Genomic DNA, 26,051 nt, shown 5'->3' with positions numbered 1-26,051 from the left:
CCTTCTTTTCTTCCGACTTCTTTTTTCACACCATGCTTTTCTCGAACCACGCCTTCCCGCTTCGTAGCGCCCTTCTTGCCGCGCTGCTTGCAGTGGGCTTCGCCGCCCACGCCGCGCCGCCCAACCACAGCGGCACGCTCACCCTGCTGTCGACCAGCGAACCCACCGCGCTCGTGACCATCGGCAACGTCGCTACGCCCATCCTGAGCGTGAGCGCCAAGGTCACCGAAGGTCTGCTCAAGTACGACTACGACGTCAACCCGCAGCCCCAGTTGGCCACCAAGTGGGCCATCAGCCCCGACGGACTGACCTACACATTCACCCTGCGCCAGGGCGTGAAGTGGCACGACGGCAAGGACTTCACCTCGGCCGACGTGGCCTGCTCCATCGAGCTGCTGAAGAAGATCCACCCGCGCGGGCGCAACACCTTCGCCAACCTCACGGCGGTAGAGACGCCCGACAAGTACACCGCGGTGCTGCGCCTGTCGAAGCCCGCGCCCTACCTGATCCGCGCGCTGGTGGCCACCGAGACGCCGATCGTGCCGAAGCACGTCTACGAGGGCACCGACCCCGCCAGCAATCCGAACAACAACGCGCCCATCGGCACCGGTCCGTTCAGGTTCAAGGAGTGGGTGCGCGGCAGCCACATCGTGTACGAGCGCAACCCCGAATACTGGGACAAGCCCAAGCCCTACATCGACCAGCTGATCGTCCGCTTCGTGACCGACCCGGCCGCGGCCGCCGTGGCCTTCGAGACCGGCACCGTCGACCTGGGCTACCGCACGCCCGTTCCGCTGGCCGACCTGGAGCGGCTGAAGAAAGTGCCGGCGCTGCGCTTCGAGACCAAGGGCAACAGCTACTCGTCGAACGTGACGCGGCTGGAGTTCAACCTCGACAACGAGTACTTCAAGAACGAGAAGGTGCGCCAGGCCGTGGCCCACGCCATCGACCGCAACGTGATCGTGAAGGTGGTGAACTACGGCTACGGCCAGGTGAGCTACTCGCCCATCGCGCCGGGCCTCAAGGCCTTCCACGACCCGGCGCCCTCGCCCTATGCCTTCGACCTGAAGAAGGCCAACGCGCTGCTCGACGAGGCAGGCTTCCCGAAGAAGGCCGGCGGCGTGCGCTTCAGCGTGCCGCTGGACTTCAACCCCATCGGCGCCGACGGCCCTCGCCTGGCGGACTACCTGCGCTCGACGCTGGCGCGCATCGGCATCGCCGCCACCGTGCGCGCGCAGGACCCGAGCGCCTTCATCAAGCGCATCTACACCGACCGCGACTTCGCCTTCACGCACAACGGCGCGAGCAACCTGTTCGACCCCACCGTCGGCGTGCAGCGCCTCTACTGGTCGAAGAACTTCATCAAGGGCGTGCCCTTCTCCAACGGCACCCACTACCAGAACCCGGTGGTCGACAAGCTGCTGGAAGACGCCGCCGTCGAGAACGACCCGGCGCGGCGGCTGAAGCTCTTCAAGGACTTCCAGGACACGGTGGCGCGGGACGTGCCCGACCTGAACCTCTACCAGCCGGTGTTCATCACGATTGCCAATCAGCGGGTGCATGACCATTCGTTGACTGCGGACGGGGTGGAGTCGAATCTTGCGGATGTGTGGGTGGATGAGGTGAAGAAGTAGCAAGACCTTGATTCCGGCGCTGCCGGAGCTTGAGCTGCGGCTCGCGCAGGTCGGTGCGACCCTTTAGCTCCGTCTTTTGCCTGGTGTTGAAGCAAAGGTGCGGTCGCTTGACAGCCTACCTCGATGTATATATCGACATTACGTTGTTCATCGGGGGAGACGGTCATGCGACACGCCATTGCCAAACTTTTTGTCACCGGGGGTAGTCAAGCGGTGCGTCTGCCTGCGGAATTCCGATTCGACGGCACCACCGAGGTCTACATCCGACGCGACGACGCCACCGGCGATGTCATCCTGTCGAGGCGCCCCCCAGCGGACTGGCGCACATTCATGCAGATGCGCGAACGGCTGGGCGTTGCTCGTCCCTATGCGCTGCCGGGGCGCGCGCAGGGAGAAGAAGGGCGCGATCCTTTCGAAGGCTGGAAGGAATGATGCTGTACACGCTCGACACCAAGGCGACGACGCGACGTAGCGATCTACGCGCCCACATCAAGGCAGCGGGCAGCCGCCCCGATCTCAGGCGGCCTTCCGCTGCTCCGCCCCCGGCACAGCCGCAATCAGGCTGCGCGTATACGGATGCTGCGGCCGATCCCAGATGTCCCGATGGCTGCCGGTCTCCACGATCTTCCCCTGGCTCATCACCATCACGCGGTCAGCGATGTAGCGCACCACCGACAGGTCGTGAGAGATGAACAGGTACGAAAGCCCGAAGTCTTCCTTCAGCTCCACCAGCAGGTTCAGGATCTGCGCCTGCACCGACACGTCGAGCGCCGACACGGGCTCGTCGAGCACGATCAGCGAGGGTCGCAGTACCAGCGCGCGTGCGATGCCGATGCGCTGGCGCTGGCCGCCGGAGAACTCGTTGGGAAAGCGCCGGCCCGAGTCGGCCGGCAGGCCCACGCGCTCCAGGATGGCCGCGATGCGGTTGTGGCGCTCCGCGCGGTCCGAAACGCCGTGCACCTTCAGCACCGATTCGAGGATGTCGAACACGCTGCGCCTCGGGTTGAGCGAGGCATACGGGTCCTGGAACACGATCTGCACGCGGCGCCGCCATGGCTTGAGCGCCTTCTCGGACAGCCCGGCGATGTCGGTACCGTCGAACACGATGCGCCCGCCCGCGGGGTTCACCAGCCGCAGCAGCGTGCGCGACAGGGTGGACTTGCCGCAGCCCGATTCGCCCACCAGCCCCACCGTCTCGCCCGCACGGATGTCGAAGGACACGCCGTCCACCGCGTGCAGCACGCCGCCGCCGCGCCGGGGGTAGTCGGTGCGCAGCTCCTGCACCGACAGCAGCGGCTCGCCGCCCGCCGCACGAACCGGCAGGGACCGCACCTTCGAGGCGGGTTGCGGCACATGCAGCGTGAAGTCGCGCACGCCGGTGACGGGGTCGAGCCGCGTCTGGATCTCGGGCAGCCTCGCATCCGCATGGTGCAGCGAACTGCCGGCATGAAGCGACGCGCCGAGCAGGCCCTTGGTGTAGGGGTGCGACGGTGCGGCGAAGAGCCTGGAGGTGGGCGCCTCCTCGACCTTCTCGCCGCCGTACATCACGGCCACGCGGTCGGCCCACTGCGCGACCAGGCCCAGGTCGTGGGTGATCAGCAGCAGCGCCATGTCGAGCTCGCGGCGCAGGCCGTCGAGCAGCTCGAGGAACTGCGCCTGGATGGTCACGTCGAGCGCGGTGGTCGGCTCGTCGGCCACCAGCAGGCGCGGCCTGCAAGCCACGGCCATCGCGATCATCACGCGCTGGCGCTGGCCGCCCGAAAGATTGTGCGGATGGTCGTCGATGCGCTGGTGCGGCTCGGGGATGCGCACCAGGTCGAGCAGTTCGATGGCGCGCTTGCGGGCCGCCGTGGGCGAGAGCTTCTCGTGCCGGCGCAGCGTTTCCTCGATCTGCGCGCCGATGGTGTGCACCGGGTTCAGCGAGGTCATCGGCTCCTGGAAGATCATCGCGATCTCGCGCCCGCGCACTTCGCGCAGGGCGGCGGGCGACAGCGCCAGGATGTCGCGCCCGTCGAAGCGGATGCTGCCGCGCAGCGCGGTGCCCGGCGCCAGCAGCCGCGGCAGTGCCAGCGCGGTGGTCGACTTGCCGCAGCCCGACTCGCCCACCAGCGCCAGCGTCTCGCCGCGCTGCAGCGTCAGGTCGAGCCCGCGCACCGCCTGGATGGGCCCGTTCGATCCGTGGAAGAAGACATCGAGGCCGCGCACGTCGAGCAGCGGCTCGGTGGTCGTCACTTGTTCTAGTGTCATCTCAGTTTTCCACCACGCTGGTGCGTGACCTGCGACGCATGAAAACGTCGCGATCCAGTCGGGAGACACCACGGAACCGGCTTTGCCGGGCCGCCGGTGTCGCCCCCGGTGAGGGGGTGGGCGAAGCGACACGAAGTGCGCGAAGCCTAGGGAGTTTCATCCTAGCGGCCCCTCAGGCGTGGGTTGAAGGCGTCGTTGAGACCGTCGCCCACGAGGTTGAGCGCCAGCACCGTCAGCACGATGGCCGCGCCCGGCAGCGCCGTGAGATACCACGCGGTGCGCAGCAGCTCACGCCCCTGCCCGATCATGCTGCCCCACGACACCGCATTGGGGTCGCCCATGCCGAGGAAGGACAGGGCCGACTCGATGAGGATCGCGCTGGCCACCAGCACCGAGGTGGTCACGATCACGGGCGGCAGCGCATTGGGCAATATCTCCTGGAAGATGATGCGCGCATGGCTGAAGCCCTGGCTGCGCGCGGCCAGCACGAACTCGGTCTCGCGCAGCGCGCGGAACTCGGCGCGCACCAGTCGGGCGATCACCGGCCACGATGCGAGCCCGATGGCGAACACGATCACCGGCACCGAGGGCTGGCCGATGGCGACCACCACGATCACGAACAGGAACGAGGGCATGGTCTGGAACAGCTCGGTGATGCGCACCAGCACGTCGTCGATGCGGCCGCCGAAGTAACCCGCCGTGGCCCCCACGAGGACGCCGATCGCCAGGCTCAGCACGGCCGCCACCACGCCCACGGAGAGCGAAATGCGTGCGCCGTGCGCGATTCCGGCGATGACGTCGCGGCCCAGCGAGTCGCTGCCCAGCGGATAGGCGGCGTCCTGCCCAGGCCACAGCAGCGGCTGCGCCACCATGTCGAGCGGGTCGCCCGGATAGAGCAGCGGCGCGACCAGCGCCAGCACGAGCATGAAGGCCAGCAGCGCCAGGCCCGCCATCGCCGCCGGGTTGCGCACGAATGCGCGCAGCGCGGCATGGCGGCTGGAAAGCGGCCTGACGTCCACCGCGGCCTTGGCCCTGGCGGCGGGCTTGGTGGCGGCCTTGGCAGCCGCGGCCGGAGCCGGCGGATGCGCGATGGCGGTATCGAGGGGGAACTGTGCGGACATCGGGGATCGCAGTCGGAAGATCGGGGAAGATCGGAAATGGAGCTCAGCGCACCTGGATGCGCGGATCGAGCCAGGCGTGCAGCAGGTCGACCAGCATGTTGGCCACGATGACCAGCATCGAGGACATCAGCAGCACGCCCAGCAGCACCGTGTAGTCGCGGCCCGCCACCGAGTCGAAGGCCAGGCGGCCCAGGCCGGGCCAGCTGAAGACGGTCTCGACCACCACCGCGCCGCCCAGCAGCGTGCCGAAGTGCATGCCGGCGACCGTGGTGACCGGGATCAGCGCGTTGCGCAGCACGTGCCGCAGGTTGACGGTCCACGGGTGCAAGCCCTTGGCCTCGGCGGTGCGCACGAAGTCCTGGCGCGTCACCTCGAGCATCGCCGCGCGCGTGAGGCGCGAGAAGATCGCGATGTAGAAACCCGACATCGCCAGCGCCGGCAGCACGAGGTGCCGCGCGACGTCGACCGCGTGCCGCCAGCCGGTGTAGCCCGCGCCAATGCTCTCGCTGCCGCCGGTGGGCAGCCACCCCAGGTGCACCGAGAACAGCACGATCGCCATCAGGCCGAGCCAGAAGCCCGGCGTGGAATACAGCAGCAGCGCGAGCACCGAGAGCGTGCGGTCCTGCCAGCGCCCCACCCGCGTGGCCATGATCGTGCCCAGCGCGATGCCGATGGCCAGCGCGAAGGCCAGTGCCGTGACCATCAGCAGCAGCGTGTTGCCCAGCCGCGCGCCGATCAGCGACACCACCGGCATGTTGTAGCGCGGCGAGACGCCGAGGCTGAAGTGCGCGAGGTTGTTGAGGTAGGCGCCCAGCTGGTGCAGCACGGGCAGGTCGAGCCCGAAGTGGCTGCGCAGCTGCGCCATGCTCTCGGCGGTGGCAGAGCCCGACTCGGCGGCCACCACGTCGGCGGCGTCGCCCGGAATCCACTGCATCAGCACGAAGTTGAGAAGAATCACGCCGATGACGGTCGGCACGGCCTGCCACGCCGTGCGCGCCAGCGTGCGGCTTGCGCTGCGCAGGTTCATAGAAGGTTCTGGAAGGAGGCGGTCAATCGGGCCGTCAGGCTATCCCAGGGGCCTCATGCATCGAAGGAAGCTTTTCTTCTACGCATATCCGATTTGCTTCGTTGGCCCGGCGTCGCGCGCGCATCTAGATTGCGGTCCGACTTCCAGGGCCCCACGAAGATGATCCAGACCACCACCCTCGGCAAGACGCTGCTCGCGCTGGCCCTGCTGTACACCCACTACGCGCTCCAGGCGGCTCCGCAGGCAGGCGGCACGGTCACGCTGGTGCTGCAGAACGAGCCGCCCACACTGGTGTCGATCGCGCATTCGCACTCCTCCACGCTGGCCGTCAGCGCCAAGGTCACCGAAGGGCTGCTGAAGTACGACCAGGACCTGAAGCCGCAGCCCCAGCTCGCCACGGCCTGGCAGGTGAGCCCCGACGGAAAGTCCTACACGTTCACCCTGCGCCGCGGCGTGAAATGGCACGACGGGCGCGACTTCACCTCGGCCGACGTGGCCTATTCGATCCTGCTGCTGAAGGAACACCATCCGCGCGGTCGCAGCACCTTCGCGCCGGTCGAGCGCGTGAGGACGCCCGACGCGTACACGGCGGTGCTGGAGCTGTCGCGGCCCGCGCCCTATCTGCTGAAGGCCTTCGTCGCGTCGGAGGCGCCCATCGTGCCGAAGCATCTCTACGAGAACGGCGGCGACGTGCTGCGCAACCCGAACGGCTCCGCGCCCGTCGGCACCGGCCCGTTCAGGTTCAAGGAATGGGTGCGCGGCAGCCACATCGTGTACGAGCGCAATCCCGACTACTGGGACAAGCCCAAGCCCTACGTCGACAGGCTGGTCGTGAAGATCATTCCCGACGCGGCTTCGCGCTCCATCGCCTTCGAGACCGGCGACGTGGACATCGGCTACCGCACCCCCGTCTCGCCGGGGGACATCGAGCGGCTGAAAGCGAACCCGAAGCTGGGCTTCGAGACCAGGGGCAACAGCTATTCCTACAACGTGACGCGGCTGGAGTTCAACCTGCGGCAGCCGCAGCTGAAGGAGCTCAAGGTGCGCCAGGCGATCGCACACGCCGTCAGCCGCGAGGTGGTGCGCGACAACGTGTTCTACGGCTATGGCGTGATCTCCTATTCACCCATCGCGCCCGGGCTCAAGGAATTCCACGACACCCGCCCCACACCCTACCCGTACGCACCGAAGACATCGGAGCGCCTGCTCGACGAGGCGAGCTTTCCGCGCGGCGCCGACGGCACGCGCTTCACGCTCACGCTCGACTTCAACCCCAGCGACGTGCACAAGCGCCTGGCCGACTACGTGAAGCAGGCGCTGGGCCGGGTCGGCATCCGGGTCAACATCCGCGCCACGGACTTCTCGCAATACGTGAAGCGCATCTACACCGAGCAGAACTACGATCTGGCGATCAACGGCACGAGCAACCTGTTCGACCCCACCGTGGGCTCGCAGCGCCTGTACTGGTCGAAGAACATCCGCCAGGGCGTACCCTTCTCCAACGGCACCTTCTACGACAACCCGGTGGTCGACAAGCTGCTGGAAGACGCCGCGGTCGAGATCGATCCCGCAAAGCGGGTGGCCCTCTTCAAGGAGTTCCAGCGCATCGTCGGCGTCGAGGTGCCCGACCTGAACCTGCTCTCGCCCACCTACTTCACCATCTACAACCGCCGGGTGCACGACCATTCGCTCACGGGCGACGGCGTGGAAGCGAACTTCGCGGACGTCTATATTCGCTGACCGCTTTCACCTGTCGCGAAGAAGAATGCCGCTGAATGCCCATGAACTGAAACAACTCGCCGAGGCCGGCGACCGATCCGCAGTCTCCCCCTGTGGCTGCTGGCTGCACCGGGCCGATGCGTGGGAAAGCTTCACCGAAGACCGCTGGCCCGCCGATCTTCTGCAGCGCGTGGACACGCTGCGCGCCGAAGGCATCGACGAGCCGACCTTCGAGGAATTTCATCCCGGCGGCACTCGCTACGACTCGGCCGACGCGCCGATCTCGGTGGCGCACTTCCCGTTCAACCGCTGCGACGTGTACCGCTGCACGGCCTGCCAGCGGCTCGTGCTGCGCTACACCGAGTTCGGCGGCTACTACGTCGATCACCGCGCGCGGCGCGTCGATGCCGCGCTGGTGATCGCCTGAAGCAGACGACCCTGCTTCAGGCCAGCAGCCCCTTCCAGTAGAGCCGCGCGGCCGCCAGCACGGTGCGCATCTGCGTCGTATGGGCGAGCCGGAAGGCTGCGCCGCGCACCGTCTCGTCGGGGAATTCCGTCACGAGCGTGAACGGCACGGTGGAGCGCTCGTCGGTGGTGACGAGGCACGGGATGCCGTTGATCCGCTTGAACGGCAGCTCGCCCACGTGGGCATGCCACATGCGCTGCTGCGCCGCGTTGAACTCGGCCAGCTCGGACGAGCCGGAATGCAGTTCCTCGGTGAGCGCATGCAGGAATCGCATGCCGTCCAGCCCCGGATGGCGGCGAAAGATCAGGAAGAAGCCCTTGGGCACGGTCCACAGCTCGCCGCCCAGGGGCACGTAGCCCGCGCGCGGCCGCGTCCATTCGTGCGCCGGATAGCCGTGCAGGCTCAGGTGCAGGCGCGCGCCGGTTCGGGCGATGGCCTCGAGCCGCGCGGCCTTCTCACCGAAAGGCGGCTTCGTCCGGGCCTCCAGGTCGTCGCCCAGCGCCGTGTAGCGGGCGGCGTGCGCCATGTGCTTCGGATGCGTGGCCTGCAGCAGGTGGTGCAGCGCGGCACCGTCGGGGTTCTCCAGCGGCACCAGTGCGTAATGCGCGTCGCGGTGGGTGTTGAGGTGGCGAGCGGCACGCAGTGCACCGACCACGCCAGAGCTCTCGTTCGCATGCTGCCCGGCCGTGATCGCCAGGCCCGGCAGCGCGCCGCGCACATGCACGCCCGCCACCTTCCTGCCCTGGAACGAGGTCACGGAGAACGGCTCTCCCGGCAGCTGCGCGACGGCCTGCTCGACCTCCACGGGCGCGAGCGAGCGTTCGGCCTCATCGAGCACCAGAGCGGCATCCACGGGAGGATCAACGCGGCGGTGCTGCGCGAGCCGCACCGTCACGCGCGTGTCGCCATCGACCTGCGAGATCAGCGGAACGATCTGCCCCGGCTGCAGCGTGCGGTCGGCCTCGGACAGGCCCGCTCGTGCCTTGAAGAATTCCAGCACGCCGTAGTAGCTGTCCTCGTGCAGCGCCTCGAAAGTGCTGATGGTTTCCTCGCCGAACGGCAGGCGCCGCTCGATGCCGGTGGTCGCGATGTCGATCTCCAGCGTGTCGAACAGGGGCAGCGTGGCCGGCCATTCGTGCCTGCGCACAGCGTCGAGCGCGGCCTCGCAGGCGATCTCGAACTCCGTTCGAATCGGCGCGTCTTCCACCAGCGTGTCGCCTCGCCACACGCGCAGCCATCCACAGGGCGAGGCGGTGCCGTCGTTCGGTGCGAACACCTGCCAGCGCCTGCCGCCGGCCTCGACCACGTAGTCCGACGTGAGGTCGTCGCCCTCGACGAAGCGCAGCGTGGCACCGTCGCCGATCAGCCCTGCCAACGGATAGGCCTCCAGCCGGAAGCGCTGCCCCTTGCCGGCTGGTGTCCGGACCGCGATCTCACCCGCGGCGGGGCCGTCGAACTCCTCCAGAAAGAAATGCACCAGCGGCTTGTACGCGCTGCGCAGCAACGCCGCGACACCCGTTGCGGCCAATGTCTTCTCCGCCGCCCGGCGCGCCGCCTCGTCCTCGAACAGCCAGGCCTCCACGCGCGTCGCGGGTTCGGCAGTGAAGCGCTCCACCAGCTGAGCAAGGGTTCGAGGGACGGTGGTGTCGAGCAGCGAAGTCATGCAGCGAGGGTTTCGGGGTCGGAGAAGAAGCTGTGCTCGATCTGGCGGATGGATTTCCAGTCGGCTGTGAGCCGGTCGAACTGGGCATCGAACAAGCCCACCATGCCCAGCGCCGTGCGCAGGTCGGTGGTCACGTTCAGGCGGTCACCTGTTTTTACCCAGCGCTTCACGCTGACGCAAGACGGCAGCTGCTCGATCGAATCCCAGGCGAAGTCCTTCGCGAGCACGCCCGCCTTGGGCGACACCAGCAGGATGTGGCCGCAGAAGCCGCTGAAGCGCGGCCGCTCGTTCAGCGTCTGCTTGAAGAGCTGCGGGTTGACGAAGGCCTCGACCGTCACCGAGATCTGGTTCTCGCCGGTCACCGCCGTCGTGAGGCGCGGGTCGAGGCTTCCGTGCAGGCGGGAGTTCAGCTCGACGATGGTCGGTCCCTCGGCCGTCACGATCAGTTCCAGGTGGGAAGGCCCGTAGTGCAGTCCCACCGCGTCGAGCACCTGCGCCGCATAGGCGATGACTTCCGCGTACTGCGGTTGCGTGTGGTCGACCACGAGCATCTTCTCCAGCCGGGGCGAATGGCTGCGGTCGCGCTCCACCTCCCACAGGCTGACCACCTTGTGGTGGCCCTCGAAGGAGACGGCATCGACGATGTATTCCTGCCCTTCGCTGTACGACTGCACGAGGATGTCCTCCTGCACCTCGTCGTACGAGGACTTGATGGCCAGCACGTTGCGGGCCGCCTCCTCCACCTGCTCCTGCGTGCGGCAGATCTTCACGCCCTTCACGCCCGAGCTGCGCGTCGGCTTGATGACCACCGGCAGGCGCGCGTGGGCCCGCGCCCAGGCGGCGATCTCTTGCGGCGAACGCGAACGGAACTGCTGCGGCGTGCGCACGCCGGCGCGCCGCAGCGCCTCGATCTGCTCGAACTTGTCGCGCCGTGCGGCGGTGAGCTCCACCGGATTGCGCAGCGGCACGTCGAGCGCGTCGGCCAGCCTGGAGGCCAGCTCCACGCCGCTGTCGACGCCCGGCAGCACCACGCTGATGCCCAGGTCGCGCAGCGCGTCGGCCGTCTGGCGCAGGTCGCCGCGGTGCACCACGCTGCGCACGTAGTCGGCCGGGTTGATCTGCGTCTGCAGGCGCTGCGGCAGCGACTCGCTGCTCAACACGTGCACGCAGCGCACGCCGTAGGAGCGGAAGGCGGGCGCCAGGTGCGCGCTGGTCGAGGCGCCGTCGACGATGGCCACGGTATCAAGCAACTGCTTCTTCATGGAGTCTCTTCTCTGCGGTGGTGGATTGAAACAGGCGGCGCACGTAGATGTATGCGCGCCGCTCGCGGTGGACCAGCCGTTGCGGTCCGTAGGTGATGTGGAGATCGGCGTTGCGCAGTTCGCCGGGCGAGGAGAAGTCCCACGGCAGCGGATCGCTCTCCAGCAGGAACTCGACGTGCGCGTACGAGCGCGGCGCGAAGATGTCGGGCACCTCCACGCCGCGGCCCGTGAGCTTGTCGAGCAGCGCGGCGACGATGTCGAAGCCGTAGCCGTCGCGCACGATGTCGCAGATGAAGCTGCCGGCGATGCGCGGGTTGAGCTCGATCACGTAGGGCACGCCGTCGCGCACGATGCAGTCGAGGTGCACCGGACCCCACGAGAGCCCGGCGAACCCGATGGCCCCGGCACCTGCATCGATCAGCCGGCGTAAGGCGGCGTCGTCCAGGTCGAGCTCGGAGGTGTAGCCGCGCTCCAGGAAACCTTCGCCGCGGCGTTTGAGCTTGCGCATGGCGCCCACGTACCGCCCGTCGAAATACTCGACGCAATACTCCGCGCCTTCGAGGAATTCCTCGACGATCACGCTGTCGGTCAGCCCGGTGCGCCGGTTGGCGCGCAACTCGTCGGCCAGGGCCTCGGCGTGCCGCCTGGCTTCGTCCGCGTCGGCGCAGCGCTTCACCCCGTGGCTGGCCGACCCTTCGGCCGGCTTCACCACCACCGGGAAGCGCAGCGCGCGCAGGCGGTCCCACAGCGCCGGCAAATCGGACAGTGCGCCTTCGACGAACTTCGCGGTCGGCAGGCCGCTCTCGGCGAGCAGCGCCTTCTGGTTCGCCTTGGAGACGCTGCGCGCCACGGCGGCGGCATCCGGCCCCGGCAGGCCGAGCTGCGTGGCCACCTGCGCCGCGAGCCGCGCATAGACGTCATTGGCCGTGGTGATGCGCAACTGTTGCCCGGAATCGGGATGGCGGTCGCGCAGCCATGCGACCACCGCATCGGCGTCGGTCCGCAGGTTGACGATCTCCACCTCCGGCGGAAACACGCCCTGCAGCAGGTCGTTCGGCCCGCTGATCACCGTCACCTGCAACTGCCTGTCGAGCGCCGCGCGTACCAGCGCAAGGCTGGTGCCGGTCTTGCGCGCACCGATCACGATGAGTCGTGTCATTCGATACCCCGTAAGAAAAAGGAAAGCGGGCGCTAGAGGCACAGCACGGCGATCAGCGCACCGGCCAGCCGCAGGAAGGCCGACAGGTCGAAAGCGAACACCGCCCCCGCCGCGACCTGCACGGGCAAGCCCACCAGCAATGCCCCGAACAGGGCCACGCCGATGGCGCTGCCGACCTGGCGGGCCGCGCCGAAGATCGCCGATGCGGTGGCCGACAGCGACGACGCCACGCTGCCGATCACCAGCGACGTGAGGGCCGGCGTGCCGATGCCCGCGCCGATGGCCAGCAGCAGCAGGCTCGGCAGGATGCGCAGGTACGGCGTGGCGGCGTCCACGCCGTGCAGCAGCGCGAACGCCAGCGCGGAGAGCAGGAAGCCCGCGATCACCGGCGTGCGCGGCGAGAAGCGCTTGGCCAGCCGTCCGCTCGCGAGGTTCGCCAGCATGATCACGGTGAAGGGCAGCAGGGCCAGGCCGGTCTGCGTGGGCGTGTAGCCCTTCGAATGCTGGAAGTACAGGCTCAGCACGAAGATCGACCCGTAGAAGGTGATGTTCATGAGCACCCCGAGCACGATGGCCGCGGAGAACGCCTTGCTGCGGAAGATCCCGAGCGGGATCATCGGCGCCGGCACGCGCGATTCGTTGCGCACGAAGGCGGCGACGGCCAGCGCCGCCACGGCGAAGCCCGCGAGCACCGTCCAGTCGGTCCAGCCCAGCACGCCGCCCTCGATCACCGCATGCGTGAGGAAGAACAGCGCGACGATCGCCAGCAGCTGCCCGCCCACGTCCAGCCGGCCGGCCGCCGAACGCACCGTCTCCGCGACGTAGCGGCGCACCGCCCAGAGGCCCAGTGCGCAGATCGGCAGGTTCACGAAGAAGATCGAGCGCCAGCCCAGGCCGGTGGTCAGTGCGCCGCCAAGCACCGGTCCGGCGGCACTCACCACGCCGCCGATGGCGCTCCACCATCCGATGGCGCGCGTGCGTGCCACCGCGTCGCCCGCGCAGGCATGCGACAGCAGCGACAGCGAGGTCGGCAGGATCAGCGCAGCGCCGATGCCCTGCGCCGCGCGCGCCGCGATCAGCACGCCGATGGACGGCGCGACCGCGCAGGCGAGCGAAGCCAGCCCGAACAGCACCAGCCCGGCGCTGAAGACGCGCCGGCTGCCGAAGCGGTCGGCGAAGGAGCCGGCCGTGAGCAGCAGCGCCGCGAAAGCCAGCGTGTAGGCGTCGACGATCCATTGCAGGCCGGTCACGCCGGCACCGAGGTCCCTGCCGATCTGCGGCATCGCCACGTTGACGATGGTCACGTCGAGCTGCACCACCACGAAGCCGAAGCTGGTGGCAGCGAGGGTCCAGCCGATGCCGGTGCCGCGCCGCTCGTCGGCGGATGCGAGTTCGGCCAATGAAGTGCTGCCTGCGGCGCTCATTCCGATGCCCTCAGTTCGCGTGCGTTCCTGCGGCGCTCGCTGAGCGCTTCCAGGCGTGGCAACAGGCTCTGGATCACGCGCGGCAGCAGGTAGATCGGCAGCTGCGCGCAGGCGAAGAACAGCGCGATGGCCGGCGTCGCCGCGGCGCCGAGCGCGGCCCACAGCAGGCCGACGTTGCGGTTGCCCATAAGCAGCGCGACGTTCAAACGGGTGCGCACGCTGCCCGGCGTGAGCAGGTACGCGATGCACTGCACGCCGACATTGGCAGCGAACGCGAGCGCGATGGCCGCGATCACGAGTGCCGGTTCGTCCACGATGGACTGCTGCAGGCCGGCCATCGTGCCGACCGCGAACACCAGCAGCGCGACCACCACGACGCCGTCGATCGCGCCTGCATGGGCCGCGAGGCGCTCCTTCGCGAACCGGCGCACGAGGATCGCCGCGCCCTCGGCCGTGCCGACCAGCAGGATCAGTCGCAGCGCGAGGCTCGACGGCTGGATGGCGACACCCGGATCGCGTCCGAACCGATGCGCCAGCAGCGGCGCGGTGAGCGGCACCAGCGCCATCGCCGCCAGCGTGGCGACCAGCGCAACGGCCGCATCCAGCCCCAGCATGCGAGCCACGGCCGAGGTACCGCTGGAAGGCGGCGCGCAGAAGGCGAGCACCAGCGCCAGGGTCCACGCCGGCGGCAGGCCCAGCGCATGGCCCGCCAGGCCCGCCACCACGGGGCACACGACGATCGCGCACAGCGGCAGCGCCAGCGAGACTGCCGGCCGGCGCGCCACCGCCAGCACGGTGGCCGGATCGACGCGCAGCAGCGTGCCCAGGACGAAGATGAACACCGTCACCGGCATCAGCGGGCGCGCCGCATCCGCCAGTGCAGGTACGAGCAGGCCCAGGAAGACACCGGCGGCCAGCACGCTCGGGCCGTTGCGGGTCAGGACGGCGAACGGCCCCGGCATCGGCTCAGGCCTGCTCGCTCAGGGCGGGTTGGCGCGCGTCCGCGTTGCGCGAGCGCACCGGCTCGGTGGCGCGCGGCAGCAGGAAGGGATCGAAGACCCGCTCCTGCCGCTTGCCGAAGGAGCGGAAGTTCCACAGGTTGGTCGTGACCATGATGCGTTGCACCCAGCGGTAGGCGCGGTCGTTGGCGTCGAAGCTGGGCACGAAGCTGTCGCGCGAATGCAGCGCGAAGCGGTTGTTGACGAAGACCAGCCGGCCCGGCTTGATGTCGATGGCCTCGGAGACCGCCCTCACCTCCCGATGGAAGTTCTCCAGCGCCGCCCGGGCGCGCTGGTTCACCGGCAGCACCATGTCGGGGTAGAAGGCCACCGTCACGCGCGGCAGCTCCAGCGGGCCCGACAGCACCGGGCTCAGGTCGGTGTTGTCGCGCGGTGTGGGCGTGGCACCGCGCCAGCGGTACGGCACGCGGATGATGAAGTTGCGGCCATAGAGCGCCTCCAGGTCCTCGTCGCTCAGGCGGGCCAGCGCGAGGCGCGCATCGGCGACCCGGGTGAACGGGCCTTTGCCTTCGCCCTCGGGCGCGGCGCGCAGCCCCAGCAGCAGCAGCGCGAGCGGCGAGGTGTCGCCCTCGGGCATGAAGGCCTGGGCGGCGTTCTCGATGTGGAAGTCGAGCTCCACCTCCGAGCCCAGGCCGGTGTAGTCGTTGCGCGTGTGCTTGTGCGGCGTGAGGTTGTTGACCAGCTCCAGCCCTTCGTGCGAGATGGAGTACGGCTCGCCGATGGCCGCGCCGAGTGCCGCGAGCAGGTTCTCGCTGAGCACGCCGTCCTTGAACTGGCGCCCGGTCTCACCGAAGTGGGGGCTGCCACTCACGCCGGAGTCGATCGGCAGGTTGTCGACCACCAGGTAGGCGTAGGCCGCGCTGTTGGACGACTTGATGACTTCCAGCAGCCGCACCAGGCGCTCCGGAAAACCGGAATAGACGCGCCGGCGAAGCTCGCCGATGTAGGCCGAACTCCCCGCCGGGTCGTAGTCGAGGTCTCCGAGCACCTGACGGATCTGCTCGGCCTCGCTGGCGGTGATGCTCACTTCGGCTCTCGAACCTTGGTCTGACATGAAAACTCCTTGAGTGTGTCGACTGGCGCGCGGCAAGGCGCGTCACGATGGACAGCGGGTTGGTCTGCTGACGCTGACGCGAGGCTATTGGCGTTTTTTTATCTCAAAAACGAATCTATTTGTTCTTCCTTATCCGATAATCAGATTTATTACTTTCCGCTGAGTCTGGAGAAAAGAGGTCGCCCATGGACCGTGTATTGCTCGAAACCTTCAAGGCCGTGGTGGACGAAGGCGGCGCCCTGAAGGCGGCCAACGTGCTCGGCTGCGCCCAGTCCAACGTGACGACGCGGCTCAAGCAGATGGAACAACGCCTGGGCGTGCCGCTGTTCAACCGCCAGGGCAAGCGGCTGCAGCTGAGCGAAGCAGGCGAGCGCTACCTGCCCTACGTGACGCGCATCCTCGACCTCATCGACGAAGCGGCGGCCAACGCGCGCGCCGAGGCCCCCGCAGTGCAGCCCCTGCGCATGGGCATCATGGAAAGCACGGCCGCCATGCACCTGCCGCACGCTCTGGCCGCCATGCGCGAGGCTTTCCCTGAACTGGAGCTTCAGCTGGAGGTGGAAGCAGAGCCGGCGCTGTCGCAGATGCTGCTGCAGCACCGGCTGGACTTCGCGGTGACCGCGCGCGTGAACGAGCGCGCGGGCCTGATTTACGAGGCAGGCTTCGATGAGCCGCTCGTGGTGGTGGCGCAGGAGGAGCCGGCCGAACTGCTGGCGCAGGCGCCGCTGTACGCGCTGACGCTGATCGCCTTCCGCGAGGGCTGCCCCTACCGCACCATGGCGCAGCGCTGGCTCGAATCGCGGCGCATCGCCTGCGCCCGGGTGCTGTCGTTCAGCACCTACGGGGCGGTGCTGGGCTGCGCGGCGGCGGGCATGGGCATCGCGGTGGTGCCGCGCAGGCTGGTGGAGAACCAGGCGCAGTCCTACCAGTTGCAGACCTACCGCCCGCGCGACCTGGCGCCGGCCACGAGCTACTTCGTGTACCGCGAGGAATGGCGGCCCGGCGCCGAGGCGCGGGCGCTGATGCAGGAGCTGCGCCGCTCGGCCCGCCAGCCCACGGCGCCGCTCTGAGGCGGGCCGCCCGGTCGTTCAGGACGCGCCCGGTTCGACGAGCCGGATGCCCACGTCGCCCTCGCGCTCGAGCTGCGCCACCAGGCCGATCTCCCAGTCGAGGTACTCCTTGAAGCCGGCATCGCGCTTGGCGAGGTCGGCGTGTGCGTAGGGGCTGTACCAGTGGTCGTCGTCGCCGGTCAGCACGCCTTCGGGGCCGGCCGCGGTGGGAAGTCGCGCGGCGACCCAGGCCTGGGTGCCGCCGGCCAGCGCATGAACCTCGCGGCCGATGCGCGCGCCCAGTTCCGCCGCCACGATGCGCGCGAGCACGCCGTCCGACGAGGTGATCACGATGCGCTGGGACGCGGGCAGGTCGGCGACGAATTCCTGCAAGCGGTCGGGTACGGAGAAGCGCGCGCCCGCGACATGCCGGCGCTCGTAGGCCGAGCGCCGCTCCACGTCGAACACCACGGCGGTGCCGGCTTCGAGCGCGGCAGCGGCTTCGCGCGTCGCGATCTCCGGCGCACCCGCGCGCAGCGGCAGCACGCGCACGGGCTCGGGGCCGAGCACCAGCACCGGCAGCGCCGGCGGCGACAGCACGAACACCTCGTGGCCGCCCAGTTGAGCGAGCCATGCACCGGTGGTCAGCGCGCGCACGCCGTCCCAGTCGGCCAGCACGATGCGGGCGCGGCGGGTGCCCACGTACTCGTCGGTGGCCTGCACCAACTGGCCGCCCGGCGCCCAGCGCCAGCCTTCGAGGTGCCCGGCTTCGTATTCCTGGCGCGTGCGCACGTCGAAGCGGTAGAGCGAGCGCTCGTCGGACTCGGCCTCGAAGCGCGCGAGCGTGGCCGCGTCGATGCGGCGCACGCCGGCGCGCGCGGCGACGTCCTCGGCCCGCGCGCGGGCCTCCAGCCGCGTGCGCTCGCCCGGCTCGGGCAGCGGCGCCGCGCGGCCGTGGCTCAGCTTGCGGCCCGCCAGCAGCCAGGCCATGGTGCCATCCTTGAGCGAGACCACCGGATTCGGAATGCCCGCGTCGATGAGCGTCTGCGCGCCGACGATGCTGCGCGTGCGGCCGGCGCAGTTGACCACCACCAGCGTCTCGGGCCGGGGCGCGAGCTCCTGAATGCGGTAGACAAGCTCGGCGCCCGGCAGGCTGTGCGCGAACGGCAGGCTGAAGTCGGCAAACTCCTCCGGCGTGCGGCTGTCGACCACCACGATGTCGTCGCCGCGCTCCACGCGCTGGTGCAGCTCGTCGACCGAGATCCAGGGCGTGTGCTTGCGGTGCTCGATGACTTCGCCGAAGGCTTTGCTCGGCACGTTGCTGCCGCTGAAGAGCTCATAGCCCGCGGCGGCCCAGCCCTGCGTGCCGCCGGCGAGCACAGACACGTTGCGCCAGCCCAGTCGCACGAGCTTGGCGGCCGCCTGGTGCGCGAGCGACTCGTCCGCATCGGCCAGCACGATGCGGGTGCTGCGGCGCGGCACCAGCCGGTCGATCAGCACTTCGAGCCGCCATAGCGGCGCCGAGGCTGCGAGAAGGATGTGGCTGCGCACGAAGACGCCGGTCTCGCGCACGTCGAGCAGCGCGATCTCCTCGCCGTCGGACAGCGCGGCCTTCAGCGCCTGCGGCGTGATCGCCGGATGGCGGATGTTCTTCGGCGCCGCGAAATGGCGGTAGCTGCCGCCACCAGGGCCCTCGAACACCACGCGGCTGTCGAGCAGCTCCAGGGCGCGGCCATAGAAGTGCAGGTGGCGGCCGTCCTGGCCATCGACGAGCTCGATGGTGTGCACGTCGTCGGGCAACAGCACGACCGCGCTGCCGGAGGCCACGTCGACGGTGCGCTGGTGCACCAGCGCGTCGCGCGCGGGGTCGGCGGTCTTCTCGCGTCGGTAGAGCACGTTGCGCTCGTTGCCCTCCACGCCGGCGATCACCGCCCAGGTCGTGTGATCGTGCGGCGGCTGGGCCTTGCCCGCCAGGCCAGCCGACAGGTACAGCGCGAAGCCGCCATCGGCATCCTCGGCCAGCCGATAGACCTGTGCGGGGCGCTGCGCATACACCGGAAAGTGGGCCGCCGGAAACAGCGAGCGCTGCTGGCCGAGCCGCACCAGCGCATCGGCCACGGCCTGCAAGGCGTCGCCCGGGGCGCCTGCACCCGGAAGCAGCAAGCCGCGGGCCTGGGCGAGAAAGGCTTCGACGGCGCGCGCACGTGCGCTGGCGATGTCGTTGCCTGCGGTTTCGACGGGAAGTTCGGTGAGGCTCATGAGGGGGTCCGGGATTCGTGAAGGAGAAAGACAGGGAAAAAGCGACAGGGAAGGCGCGGACGGCGACGCCGGACCCAGGGTATGCAGCAGCCCGTGCGAGCCCAAGGAAGTTTTTCTTCTACGCATATCCGGTTTGCTTCGTTGGGCCGGCCCGGGGACGCACCTAGATTGCGCCCAATGCAAACATTCCCCGTACTTCGTCCGTTCCACGCACCCCGCCGCGCCATGCTGCTGGGCGCCCTCGCCTTCGCCGCGCTCCATCCGCTCGCCCATTCCGCCACCGCCGCCGCCGCCGACGACGACGCTGCCGGCTTCCCGTCGAAGCCCGTGCACATCGTGGTGCCGGTGGCCGCCGGCGGCAGCGCCGACAAGCTCACGCGGCTCATCGCGGAGCGCCTGACCGAGCGCTGGGGCCAGTCGGTGGTGGTCGAGAACGTGGCGGGCGCCAGCGGCACCATCGGCGCCGCGCGCGTGGCCAAGTCGCCCGCCGACGGCTACACGCTGCTGCAGCAGGGCGAGGGACTGACGCTCAACGGCATTCTTTTCGACCGCCTGCCCTACGACGGGCAGAAGGCCTTCGCGCCGGTGATCAAGGCAGTGGTGAACCCGCAGATCCTTGTGGTGAACCCGAAGACCGGCATCACCGACTTCCGCGGCTACCTCGCGCGCGCCAAGGCGCAGCCGCAGTCGATCAGCCTCGGTCTGCCCGGCAACGGCGGCATCGCCCACGTGGCGCACGAAATGATCGCGCAGGACACCGGCGCGCAGGTGAACTACATCCCTTATTCCGGCGGCGGCCCTGCCACCCTCGACGTGCTCGCGGGCCATGTGGACGCCACGCTGATCACGCTCGCCGCAGTGACCGACCACGTGCGCGCCGGCAAGCTGCGCGCGCTGGCCGTGACCACCGCCTACCGCTCCAGCGCCCTGCCCGAGGTGCCGACCATGGCCGAGGCCGGCCTGCCGGGCTTCGCCGTCGAGAGCTGGCAGGGCTACTTCGCGCCCGCGGGCACGCCGCCCGCCGTGGTGGCGAAGATCAACCGCGACATCCAGGCCGTGATCGCCGCGCCGGAAACCCGGGCGAAGCTGGAGGACATGGGCTTCAAGGTGGCCGGCGGAACGCCCGCCGACATGGCCCGCACCCTCGCCGCCGAACGCGTGCGCTACGCGAAGACGATCCAGACCGCGGGCATCACCCTGCGCTGAAGGCGCCTCCGTCCCCAGCCGGCCGGAGACGGAGGCGGGTCTCAGGCCGCGAGCCGCTGCCCCGCGCCGGCTTGCCAGATCGCGCTGGCATAGAGCGATTCGTCGAAATCCGGCGGCACATCTGCGCGCGTGCGCTCCTCGTGCAGCGCGAAATCGGCCAGCAGCAGGTCTTCGCTGATGCGGCGCACCACCGCGGGCACATAGCCGCGGATGCTCGGCACGTCGCCCAGCGGCAGGCCGGTGCTGGCGAAACCGCCGGGGTTGTAGATGTGGATGTCGCGCAGCCAGGGCGCGGTGCCGGGCGTCTTCTCCAGCAGTTCGAGCCCCGTGCCGAGGTACGGCGCCGCGCCGAGTTCGTCGTCGCGCTCGTGCGCGGGCGGTTCGAAACGGTCGCGCCAGCGCAGCACCTCGCCGGCGATGCCGGCCAGTTCGGGCCGCTGTGCCAACTCGTGCGTGTAGCCGGTGCCGGCAATGACGAAGTCGAAGCGAAAGCGCTCGTCGTTCACCGACGCGGCCACCTTGCCGTCGCGCACCTCCGCGCCCTGCCAGGGCGAGGACAGGTGCAGGTGGAAGTGCGGGAACTTCAGCACGCGCTGCACCGAATCCGGCGGTGGCGTGGTGCCGAGGCGGCGGTAGCGCGCCGCATGGTGCCAGCGCGTGGCATCGGGCAGCGCGAGGTAGTTGTCGTACAGGCCCGGATAGCCGCGCACGCGCGCCACGGGCGTGGCCGCGAGCCGGTCGCGACGCGCGAACAGGTGCACCGCGGCGGCACCGCTTTCGAGGGCGACCGCCGCCGCGTCGAAGGCCGATGCGGCAGCACCGATCACGGCCACCGTCTTGCCGGCGAGCGCTGTGAAGTCGATCGCGTGGCCGGTATGCGCCGCGAGGCCCTGGCTCACGGCCGAAGCCAGCAGGTCAGGGATGAAGGGCGCGCCGCTGCCGGCCACGCCATTCGCGAAGATCAGCTTGCGCGCGGTCTCGGTGCGCGGCTCGCCGTTCACCTCCAGATGCAGCCGGAAGTGCGGCACCGCCGCGCCCTCCACCGGCTCGAAGCGAACCAGCCGCGTGCCGTAGCGCACCGCGGTGCCCGTGATGCCCCGGAACCAGTCCAGGTACTCGGCCCAGGCGGTGCGTGGAATGCGGTCGATGGCGGCATACGCCTCCTGGCCGTGCCGCGCTTCGTACCAGGCCTGGAAACCCAGCGCCGTGACCGGCCCTTCGGGTCCGACCAGGTTCTTGAGCGTGCGCAGCTTGTGCATGCGCGCCCGCGTGAGCCACACGCCGGCCTGCGACGCCTTCTCGGCGGCATCGATGACGCTCACGCCGCCGATGCCCGCGCGCTGCAGCGCGAAGGCGAAGGCACTGCCGGTCTGGCCGCCGCCGACGACGAGCACGTTGTGGTCGATGCCCGCATGGGCAGGCACCCAGTTGGCCGGCGCGGGACCGAGCAGGCGCAGCGCTTCGTGCGCGGCGTGGTCGGGGGTTCGTTGAAGAAGAGGAAGAGCTCATGTGCGGCGCTTGTCGTTCGTCGGAAGGTTGCGTGAATCTCTTGCAGTGCCGGATCAGGCCAGCCGTCGCCGCGCCTGTCGCTCGCGTCGTGCCGCGCCCTCGCGCAGCAGCGGAACGAGCGCGCGGCCATAGTCCTGCGCGTCGGTACGCGGATCAAAGCCGCGGAACAGGAAGTTGGTGACGCCCACGTCGTGGTATGCGAGCAGCGCCTCGGCCACCTGCTCGGGCGTGCCGACGATGGCCGTGGTGTTGCCGGGCGCATTGGTGGCCGCGGCCACGCCCATGAAGAGGCGCTCGTCCAGCACTTCGCCCTTCTGCACCAGCGCGAGCAGGCGGCGCGAGCCCTCGTTCTCGGCGGTTTCCGATGGTGGCCTCGCCCCGCCGAACACCTTGGACTTGCCCGACCACAAGCCGACCTCGCGCGTGATCTCGGCGATCTCGCGAGCCTTCTTCCAGGCAGCCTCCTCGGTGTCGGCCACGATGGCTCGAATCGAGATGCTGAAGCCCGGCGAGCGGCCGTGGCGCGCGGCGGCCGTGCGCACGCGCGACACCAGTTCGCGCGTGCCGTCCAGCGTCTCGCCCCACAGCGCATACAGGTCGGCATGCTTCGCCGCCGCCTCGATGGCCGGATCGGACGCGCCGCCGAAGGAGATCGGGATGTACGGCTTCTGCACCGGCTTGAGCTCGGAAAAGGCGGATGCGAAGCGGTAGTGCTCGCCCTCGTGGTCGATCGGCGTCTCGCTGGTCCACACGCGCCGCAGGATGTCGAGGTACTCGTCGGTGCGCGCATAGCGCGCGTCGTGCGTGAGGTAGTCGCCGTCGCGCTGCTGCTCGGCGTCGCGCCCGCCGGTGATGACGTGCAGCCGCAGCCGACCGCCGGTGAAGTGGTCGAGCGTGGCGAGCTTGCGCGCAGCCAGCGTCGGCGAAACGAAGCCCGGGCGGTGCGCCAGCAGGAACACCAGGCGCCGCGTGACGCCCGACGCGCGCGCCGCCGTCAGGAAATTGTCGGCCCAGCCCGCGTTGTGCGGCAGCAGCACGCCGTCGAAACCGGCGTCTTCATGCGCCCTGGCAGTGCTTTCTATGTGAGCGATGTCGAAGGCCGGACCTTCGGCCGGAATGGTCTCGGAGAACAGGCGGGGATACAGGGTGCCGTAGAGCTCGATGGTCATGTACTCGATCTTTCCGAGGGCGTGCTCAGGCGGTGATGCCGGCGGCCTGGGTCACCCGGTTGTCGACGTCGATCCCGGACGCGAGCAGCGGGGAGATCCGGGCACCGGCCAGCGTCGCACCGGCGAGGCGACGGCGGGAGAAGCGTGTGTTCATGACGCGCCTGTGTGCAAAAAAACGGACCCCGTGGGGCCCGCTGAACGTCGCTTTCGATACGACGAGGAGACACTCACCTCGAAGGCAAGAGCAGCCATTCTTCAGGCATCGGCGCGAGAAGCGAAGCACGTAATCCGCATACGCTGATCCGTTTTTGTTCTTTGGGATCCGCCCGGCGGCGCGATAGCCTGCGCGCCATCCCGACCGACTGGGACTCCCATGGAAAGCCTCGCCTCAATGTCCCACGTCTTCGACAACCTCCCCCTGCCGGCGGCCGCCGGCGCCACCGGGCCCGACCGCGCCGCGCCAAGGAAACCCGCGCGGCGCCCGCTCTCGCGCAACCGGCTGCTGCTGATCTCCTGGCTGGTGCCCGCCTTCGTGCTCGTGGTCTGGGAGCTGGCGGCGCGTGCGGGTTATCTCTCGATCCATGTGCTGCCCGCACCCAGCAAGGTGGCCGCCACGGCCTGGCGGCTGATCCAGGAAGGCCGGCTGATCAGCGACATGGGCACGAGCCTGCTGCGGGCGGCCACCGGTTTCCTGATCGGCGGCTCCATCGGCTTCGCGCTCGGCACCGTGGTGGGTTTCTCGCGGTTGGCCGAGGCGCTGTTCGACCGCAGCATCCAGATGGTCCGGGCCATTCCGTTCCTGGCGATGCTGCCGCTGGTGATCGTGTGGTTCGGCGTGGACGAAGGCGGCAAGATCTTCCTGGTGTCGCTGGGCGTGATGTTCCCGATCTACATCAACACCGTGCTGGGCATCCGCCAGGTGGACCCCAAGCTGCTGGAGCTCGGCCGCGTGACCGGGCTGGGCAATGCGACCCTGATCCGCCGCATCGTGCTGCCGGGCGCCCTGCCCTCGATCCTGGCGGGCGTGCGCTATGCGCTCGCCGTGGCATGGCTGGCGCTGGTGATCGCCGAGACCATCGCCACCAGCTCGGGCATCGGCTACCTCGCGATGGATGCGCGCGAATTCCTGCGCACCGACGTGATCGTGCTGACCATCGTTGTCTACGCGACCATCGGCGTGGCCTCCGACGCGGTGGCACGGCTGCTCGAGCGCCGGCTGCTCGCCTGGCATCCCAACTACGCGACGGCCGGAGGCAGCCGATGAGCGGGGAGCGGCAACGGACACCGCAGGACGAGGCTCCCGCCGTCGTCGTCCACGGCCTGCAGCGCCGCTATGGCGAGCGCACGGTGATTGGCGGGCTCGACCTGCGCATCGGCCGCGGCGAATTCGTGGCGCTGCTCGGCGAAAGCGGCTGCGGCAAGACCACGCTGCTGCGCGCGCTGGCAGGACTCGACGCCATCGACGGCGGCCGCATCGACGGTCCCGCGCCAGCCGGCGGTGGTCTTCCAGGAACACCGGCTGCTGCCGTGGGATTCGCTCTGGCGCAATGTGTCGCTGGGCCTCGACGAGACCACCGGAAAGGCGTTGGCACAGGCCGCGCTGGCCGAGGTCGGGCTGGGCGACCGCCTCGAGGACTGGCCGCGCAATCTCTCCGGCGGGCAGGCGCAACGCGTCGCCCTGGCGCGCGCGCTGGTGCGCGAACCCCGGCTGCTGCTGCTCGACGAACCCTTCGCCGCGCTCGACGCGCTCACCCGCATCCGCATGCACGGCCTCGTGAAGGAACTGGTGCAGCGTCACCGCCCCGGCGTGCTGCTGGTGACGCACGACGTCGACGAAGCCATCGCGCTGGCTGACCGGGTGCTCGTGATGCGCGACGGCGCCATCGCGAGCGAATACGCGGTGTCGCCGCACGCCAATGCCAGGCGAACGCATCCCGACGCGTCAGCGCTGCGCGAAGCCCTGCTCGCCGAGTTGGGCGTGGCTTCCGAGAGCGCCGACGCCTGACTCTTCTTTTCTCCGTTTTCTGTCTTCGCCGTTGGGCACTTCTTCTTCAATGACCTCATCGTTTTCCACGGCCTCGCGCCGCAGTTTCCTGCAAACCGCCTTCGTCGGCGCCGACGCCCTCGCCTCGGGCCTGGCCCAGGCGCAAACCGCCGGCACGGCCAAGCCCACGCGCAACACCGACACCGTGCGCCTCACCTGGGGCCGCGGCGGCCTTCCTTCGCTCGCCAGGAATCGAGGCGAATTCGAGAAGCTGCTCGCCAGGGACGGCATCAAGGTGCAATGGATCGGGCCCTTTCCCAACCATGCGCCGTCGCTGCAGGCCGTGACCGGCGGCAGCGCCGACTTCGGCTTCGGCGGCAGCACCACGCCCGCGCTGGCGGCCATGCTCGCGGGCTCGCCGCTGGTGTTCACGCAGTTCGCCATCGTCGAGCCGCGCAGCACGGCCATCATCGCCAAGGACGGCTCGGGCATCGACAAGGTGCAGGACCTCGTGGGCAAGTCGGTGGCGGTGAACCGTTCGGGCCTGGGCGAATTCCTGCTGGTGGCGGCGCTCGAGAAGCACAACATCGATCGCAGCAAGGTCAAGTTCGTCTACCTCAATCCGCCGGACGCCGGCCCGGCCTTCGCGCAGGGAAAGATCGACGCCTGGTCGATGTGGAGCCCGGGCGTGGACATCGCGCGCAGCGAATACAAGGCGCACGACATCTTCTTCGAGGGCCGCGACCTCGACTTCCTGATCGACTTCAACTCCTACGTCACGCACCGCAAGTTCGCCGAGGAGAACTCGGCCATCGTGCGCGCGGTGAATACGGCCTATGCCGCCGAAGCCCGGTGGATCAGCGAGCACCCCGTGGAGGCGGAGACCCTGACCCAGCAGGATGCCGGCTACAGCGACGCGGTGCGCGACTCGCAGATCAAGCTCAAGCGCCGCTGGAGCGTGCATGGCGTGGATGACGCGAAGTTCCTCCAGGAATTCCAGAAGGCGGCCGACTGGTTGTCGGAGCGCAAGATCCTGCCGCAGAAAGCGAAGGTCACGGACTACCTGGCGCGCATCTGACG

General features: G+C 69.3%; 21 protein-coding genes and 1 pseudogene. 9 read left to right on the top strand and 13 right to left on the bottom strand.

Annotation, left to right across the window (positions count from 1 at the left end; translation table 11 throughout):
* The first annotated feature begins 32 nt into the window (after positions 1-32).
* Both ACHMXA_RS31105 and ACHMXA_RS31100 read left to right on the top strand, forming a co-directional pair.
* Complete coding sequence (locus tag ACHMXA_RS31105) at positions 33-1,634, top strand: ABC transporter substrate-binding protein (RefSeq protein WP_395322145.1); 1,602 nt, start codon at positions 33-35, stop codon at positions 1,632-1,634.
* A 165-nt stretch (positions 1,635-1,799) separates the two neighbouring features.
* A complete protein-coding gene (locus tag ACHMXA_RS31100; protein WP_395322143.1) occupies positions 1,800-2,066 on the top strand; it encodes an antitoxin in 267 nt (88 codons plus the stop codon).
* Positions 2,067-2,150: 84 nt separating this feature from the next.
* Here the strand turns inward: ACHMXA_RS31100 and ACHMXA_RS31095 are convergent, their stop codons facing one another.
* The 3 genes from ACHMXA_RS31095 to ACHMXA_RS31085 all read right to left on the bottom strand — a co-directional run bounded on the left by ACHMXA_RS31095 (position 2,151) and on the right by ACHMXA_RS31085 (position 6,029).
* Positions 2,151-3,881, bottom strand: a complete 1,731-nt coding sequence (locus ACHMXA_RS31095) for a dipeptide ABC transporter ATP-binding protein (protein WP_395322141.1) — start codon at positions 3,879-3,881, stop codon at positions 2,151-2,153.
* Positions 3,882-4,042: 161 nt separating this feature from the next.
* The gene (locus ACHMXA_RS31090; protein WP_395322140.1) at positions 4,043-5,002 is read right to left on the bottom strand and encodes an ABC transporter permease; all 960 of its coding nucleotides are present in this window, start codon (positions 5,000-5,002) and stop codon (positions 4,043-4,045) included.
* A gap of 43 nt (positions 5,003-5,045) precedes the next feature.
* Positions 5,046-6,029, bottom strand: coding sequence for an ABC transporter permease (locus ACHMXA_RS31085; RefSeq protein ID WP_126185139.1), 984 nt, complete (start codon positions 6,027-6,029; stop codon positions 5,046-5,048).
* Positions 6,030-6,188: 159 nt separating this feature from the next.
* Here ACHMXA_RS31085 and ACHMXA_RS31080 point away from each other — a divergent pair, with 159 nt between their 5' ends.
* Positions 6,189-7,769 (top strand): ABC transporter substrate-binding protein, encoded by a 1,581-nt coding sequence (locus ACHMXA_RS31080; RefSeq protein WP_395322139.1) that lies wholly within the window; start codon positions 6,189-6,191, stop codon positions 7,767-7,769.
* Positions 7,770-7,794: 25 nt separating this feature from the next.
* On the top strand, positions 7,795-8,175 hold the full coding sequence (locus tag ACHMXA_RS31075; RefSeq protein ID WP_395322137.1) for a hypothetical protein: 381 nt from the start codon (positions 7,795-7,797) through the stop codon (positions 8,173-8,175).
* A 16-nt stretch (positions 8,176-8,191) separates the two neighbouring features.
* Here ACHMXA_RS31075 and ACHMXA_RS31070 read toward each other — a convergent pair whose 3' ends face one another.
* From ACHMXA_RS31070 to ACHMXA_RS31045, 6 genes are read right to left on the bottom strand one after another with little or no spacing between them, the layout of a single operon-like run.
* A complete protein-coding gene (locus tag ACHMXA_RS31070; RefSeq protein WP_395322135.1) occupies positions 8,192-9,877 on the bottom strand; it encodes a hypothetical protein in 1,686 nt (561 codons plus the stop codon).
* Positions 9,874-11,139 carry an ATP-grasp domain-containing protein gene (locus ACHMXA_RS31065; RefSeq protein WP_395322133.1) on the bottom strand — a complete coding sequence of 422 codons (1,266 nt, stop codon included), beginning with the start codon at positions 11,137-11,139 and terminating at the stop codon, positions 9,874-9,876. Before ACHMXA_RS31065 ends, ACHMXA_RS31070 begins: the two co-directional genes overlap by 4 nt.
* Complete coding sequence (locus ACHMXA_RS31060; RefSeq protein WP_395322132.1) at positions 11,120-12,298, bottom strand: acetyl-CoA carboxylase biotin carboxylase subunit family protein; 1,179 nt, start codon at positions 12,296-12,298, stop codon at positions 11,120-11,122. The genes ACHMXA_RS31065 and ACHMXA_RS31060 overlap by 20 nt, the downstream gene beginning before the upstream one ends.
* A 32-nt stretch (positions 12,299-12,330) precedes the next feature.
* The gene (locus ACHMXA_RS31055) at positions 12,331-13,722 is read right to left on the bottom strand and encodes an MFS transporter (protein ID WP_395322130.1); all 1,392 of its coding nucleotides are present in this window, start codon (positions 13,720-13,722) and stop codon (positions 12,331-12,333) included.
* Positions 13,719-14,684 carry a hypothetical protein gene (locus tag ACHMXA_RS31050; protein WP_395322128.1) on the bottom strand — a complete coding sequence of 322 codons (966 nt, stop codon included), beginning with the start codon at positions 14,682-14,684 and terminating at the stop codon, positions 13,719-13,721. Before ACHMXA_RS31050 ends, ACHMXA_RS31055 begins: the two co-directional genes overlap by 4 nt.
* Positions 14,685-14,688: 4 nt before the next feature.
* Positions 14,689-15,795 carry a TauD/TfdA family dioxygenase gene (locus tag ACHMXA_RS31045; RefSeq protein WP_395322126.1) on the bottom strand — a complete coding sequence of 369 codons (1,107 nt, stop codon included), beginning with the start codon at positions 15,793-15,795 and terminating at the stop codon, positions 14,689-14,691.
* A gap of 185 nt (positions 15,796-15,980) precedes the next feature.
* On the opposite strand from ACHMXA_RS31045, the gene ACHMXA_RS31040 reads away from it, so the two are divergent.
* Positions 15,981-16,865, top strand: coding sequence for a LysR family transcriptional regulator (locus tag ACHMXA_RS31040; RefSeq protein ID WP_395322124.1), 885 nt, complete (start codon positions 15,981-15,983; stop codon positions 16,863-16,865).
* Between the two features lie 18 nt (positions 16,866-16,883).
* On the opposite strand, the gene ACHMXA_RS31035 is transcribed toward ACHMXA_RS31040, so the two are convergent.
* Positions 16,884-19,103, bottom strand: coding sequence for a rhodanese-like domain-containing protein (locus tag ACHMXA_RS31035; RefSeq protein WP_395322122.1), 2,220 nt, complete (start codon positions 19,101-19,103; stop codon positions 16,884-16,886).
* A gap of 225 nt (positions 19,104-19,328) precedes the next feature.
* Here ACHMXA_RS31035 and ACHMXA_RS31030 point away from each other — a divergent pair, with 225 nt between their 5' ends.
* A complete protein-coding gene (locus ACHMXA_RS31030) occupies positions 19,329-20,309 on the top strand; it encodes a tripartite tricarboxylate transporter substrate binding protein (protein WP_395322120.1) in 981 nt (326 codons plus the stop codon).
* A gap of 41 nt (positions 20,310-20,350) precedes the next feature.
* On the opposite strand, the gene ACHMXA_RS31025 is transcribed toward ACHMXA_RS31030, so the two are convergent.
* The 3 genes from ACHMXA_RS31025 to ACHMXA_RS31015 form a co-directional block, all read right to left on the bottom strand.
* Positions 20,351-21,733, bottom strand: a complete 1,383-nt coding sequence (locus tag ACHMXA_RS31025; RefSeq protein ID WP_395322118.1) for a SidA/IucD/PvdA family monooxygenase — start codon at positions 21,731-21,733, stop codon at positions 20,351-20,353.
* Between the two features lie 138 nt (positions 21,734-21,871).
* Positions 21,872-22,987, bottom strand: a complete 1,116-nt coding sequence (locus ACHMXA_RS31020; protein WP_395322116.1) for an LLM class flavin-dependent oxidoreductase — start codon at positions 22,985-22,987, stop codon at positions 21,872-21,874.
* A 25-nt stretch (positions 22,988-23,012) separates the two neighbouring features.
* A complete protein-coding gene (locus ACHMXA_RS31015) occupies positions 23,013-23,141 on the bottom strand; it encodes a hypothetical protein (RefSeq protein ID WP_395322114.1) in 129 nt (42 codons plus the stop codon).
* A gap of 237 nt (positions 23,142-23,378) precedes the next feature.
* Between ACHMXA_RS31015 and ACHMXA_RS31010 the strand changes: the two genes are divergently transcribed.
* From ACHMXA_RS31010 to ACHMXA_RS31000, 3 genes and pseudogenes are all read left to right on the top strand, one after another.
* Positions 23,379-24,251 (top strand): ABC transporter permease subunit, encoded by an 873-nt coding sequence (locus tag ACHMXA_RS31010; protein WP_395322112.1) that lies wholly within the window; start codon positions 23,379-23,381, stop codon positions 24,249-24,251.
* Positions 24,248-24,992: pseudogene (locus ACHMXA_RS31005) on the top strand (ABC transporter ATP-binding protein). The gene ACHMXA_RS31010 and the pseudogene ACHMXA_RS31005 overlap by 4 nt, the downstream one beginning before the upstream one ends.
* Positions 24,993-25,041: 49 nt before the next feature.
* Positions 25,042-26,049 carry an NrtA/SsuA/CpmA family ABC transporter substrate-binding protein gene (locus tag ACHMXA_RS31000; RefSeq protein ID WP_395322110.1) on the top strand — a complete coding sequence of 336 codons (1,008 nt, stop codon included), beginning with the start codon at positions 25,042-25,044 and terminating at the stop codon, positions 26,047-26,049.
* Positions 26,050-26,051 lie beyond the last annotated feature (2 nt).

It is taken from the genome of Variovorax sp. UC74_104 (genome assembly GCF_044055375.1).
GTDB lineage: Bacteria > Pseudomonadota > Gammaproteobacteria > Burkholderiales > Burkholderiaceae_C > Variovorax.
This window is presented reverse-complemented; position numbering and strand designations above follow the sequence as displayed.

Bases quoted from the DNA above. Each gene is read 5' to 3' on its own strand.
- ACHMXA_RS31020 (WP_395322116.1), bottom strand. From the start codon at position 22,987: ATGACCATCGAGCTCTACGGCACCCTGTATCCCCGCCTGTTCTCCGAG.
- ACHMXA_RS31100 (WP_395322143.1), top strand. From the start codon at position 1,800: ATGCGACACGCCATTGCCAAACTTTTTGTCACCGGGGGTAGTCAAGCG.
- ACHMXA_RS31035 (WP_395322122.1), bottom strand. From the start codon at position 19,103: ATGAGCCTCACCGAACTTCCCGTCGAAACCGCAGGCAACGACATCGCC.
- ACHMXA_RS31055 (WP_395322130.1), bottom strand. From the start codon at position 13,722: ATGAGCGCCGCAGGCAGCACTTCATTGGCCGAACTCGCATCCGCCGAC.
- ACHMXA_RS31010 (WP_395322112.1), top strand. From the start codon at position 23,379: ATGTCCCACGTCTTCGACAACCTCCCCCTGCCGGCGGCCGCCGGCGCC.
- ACHMXA_RS31015 (WP_395322114.1), bottom strand. From the start codon at position 23,141: ATGAACACACGCTTCTCCCGCCGTCGCCTCGCCGGTGCGACGCTGGCC.
- ACHMXA_RS31030 (WP_395322120.1), top strand. From the start codon at position 19,329: ATGCTGCTGGGCGCCCTCGCCTTCGCCGCGCTCCATCCGCTCGCCCAT.
- ACHMXA_RS31060 (WP_395322132.1), bottom strand. From the start codon at position 12,298: ATGACACGACTCATCGTGATCGGTGCGCGCAAGACCGGCACCAGCCTT.
- ACHMXA_RS31085 (WP_126185139.1), bottom strand. From the start codon at position 6,029: ATGAACCTGCGCAGCGCAAGCCGCACGCTGGCGCGCACGGCGTGGCAG.
- ACHMXA_RS31105 (WP_395322145.1), top strand. From the start codon at position 33: ATGCTTTTCTCGAACCACGCCTTCCCGCTTCGTAGCGCCCTTCTTGCC.
- ACHMXA_RS31040 (WP_395322124.1), top strand. From the start codon at position 15,981: ATGGACCGTGTATTGCTCGAAACCTTCAAGGCCGTGGTGGACGAAGGC.
- ACHMXA_RS31000 (WP_395322110.1), top strand. From the start codon at position 25,042: ATGACCTCATCGTTTTCCACGGCCTCGCGCCGCAGTTTCCTGCAAACC.
- ACHMXA_RS31045 (WP_395322126.1), bottom strand. From the start codon at position 15,795: ATGTCAGACCAAGGTTCGAGAGCCGAAGTGAGCATCACCGCCAGCGAG.
- ACHMXA_RS31090 (WP_395322140.1), bottom strand. From the start codon at position 5,002: ATGTCCGCACAGTTCCCCCTCGATACCGCCATCGCGCATCCGCCGGCT.
- ACHMXA_RS31065 (WP_395322133.1), bottom strand. From the start codon at position 11,139: ATGAAGAAGCAGTTGCTTGATACCGTGGCCATCGTCGACGGCGCCTCG.
- ACHMXA_RS31050 (WP_395322128.1), bottom strand. From the start codon at position 14,684: ATGCCGGGGCCGTTCGCCGTCCTGACCCGCAACGGCCCGAGCGTGCTG.
- ACHMXA_RS31095 (WP_395322141.1), bottom strand. From the start codon at position 3,881: ATGACACTAGAACAAGTGACGACCACCGAGCCGCTGCTCGACGTGCGC.
- ACHMXA_RS31080 (WP_395322139.1), top strand. From the start codon at position 6,189: ATGATCCAGACCACCACCCTCGGCAAGACGCTGCTCGCGCTGGCCCTG.
- ACHMXA_RS31070 (WP_395322135.1), bottom strand. From the start codon at position 9,877: ATGACTTCGCTGCTCGACACCACCGTCCCTCGAACCCTTGCTCAGCTG.
- ACHMXA_RS31075 (WP_395322137.1), top strand. From the start codon at position 7,795: ATGCCGCTGAATGCCCATGAACTGAAACAACTCGCCGAGGCCGGCGAC.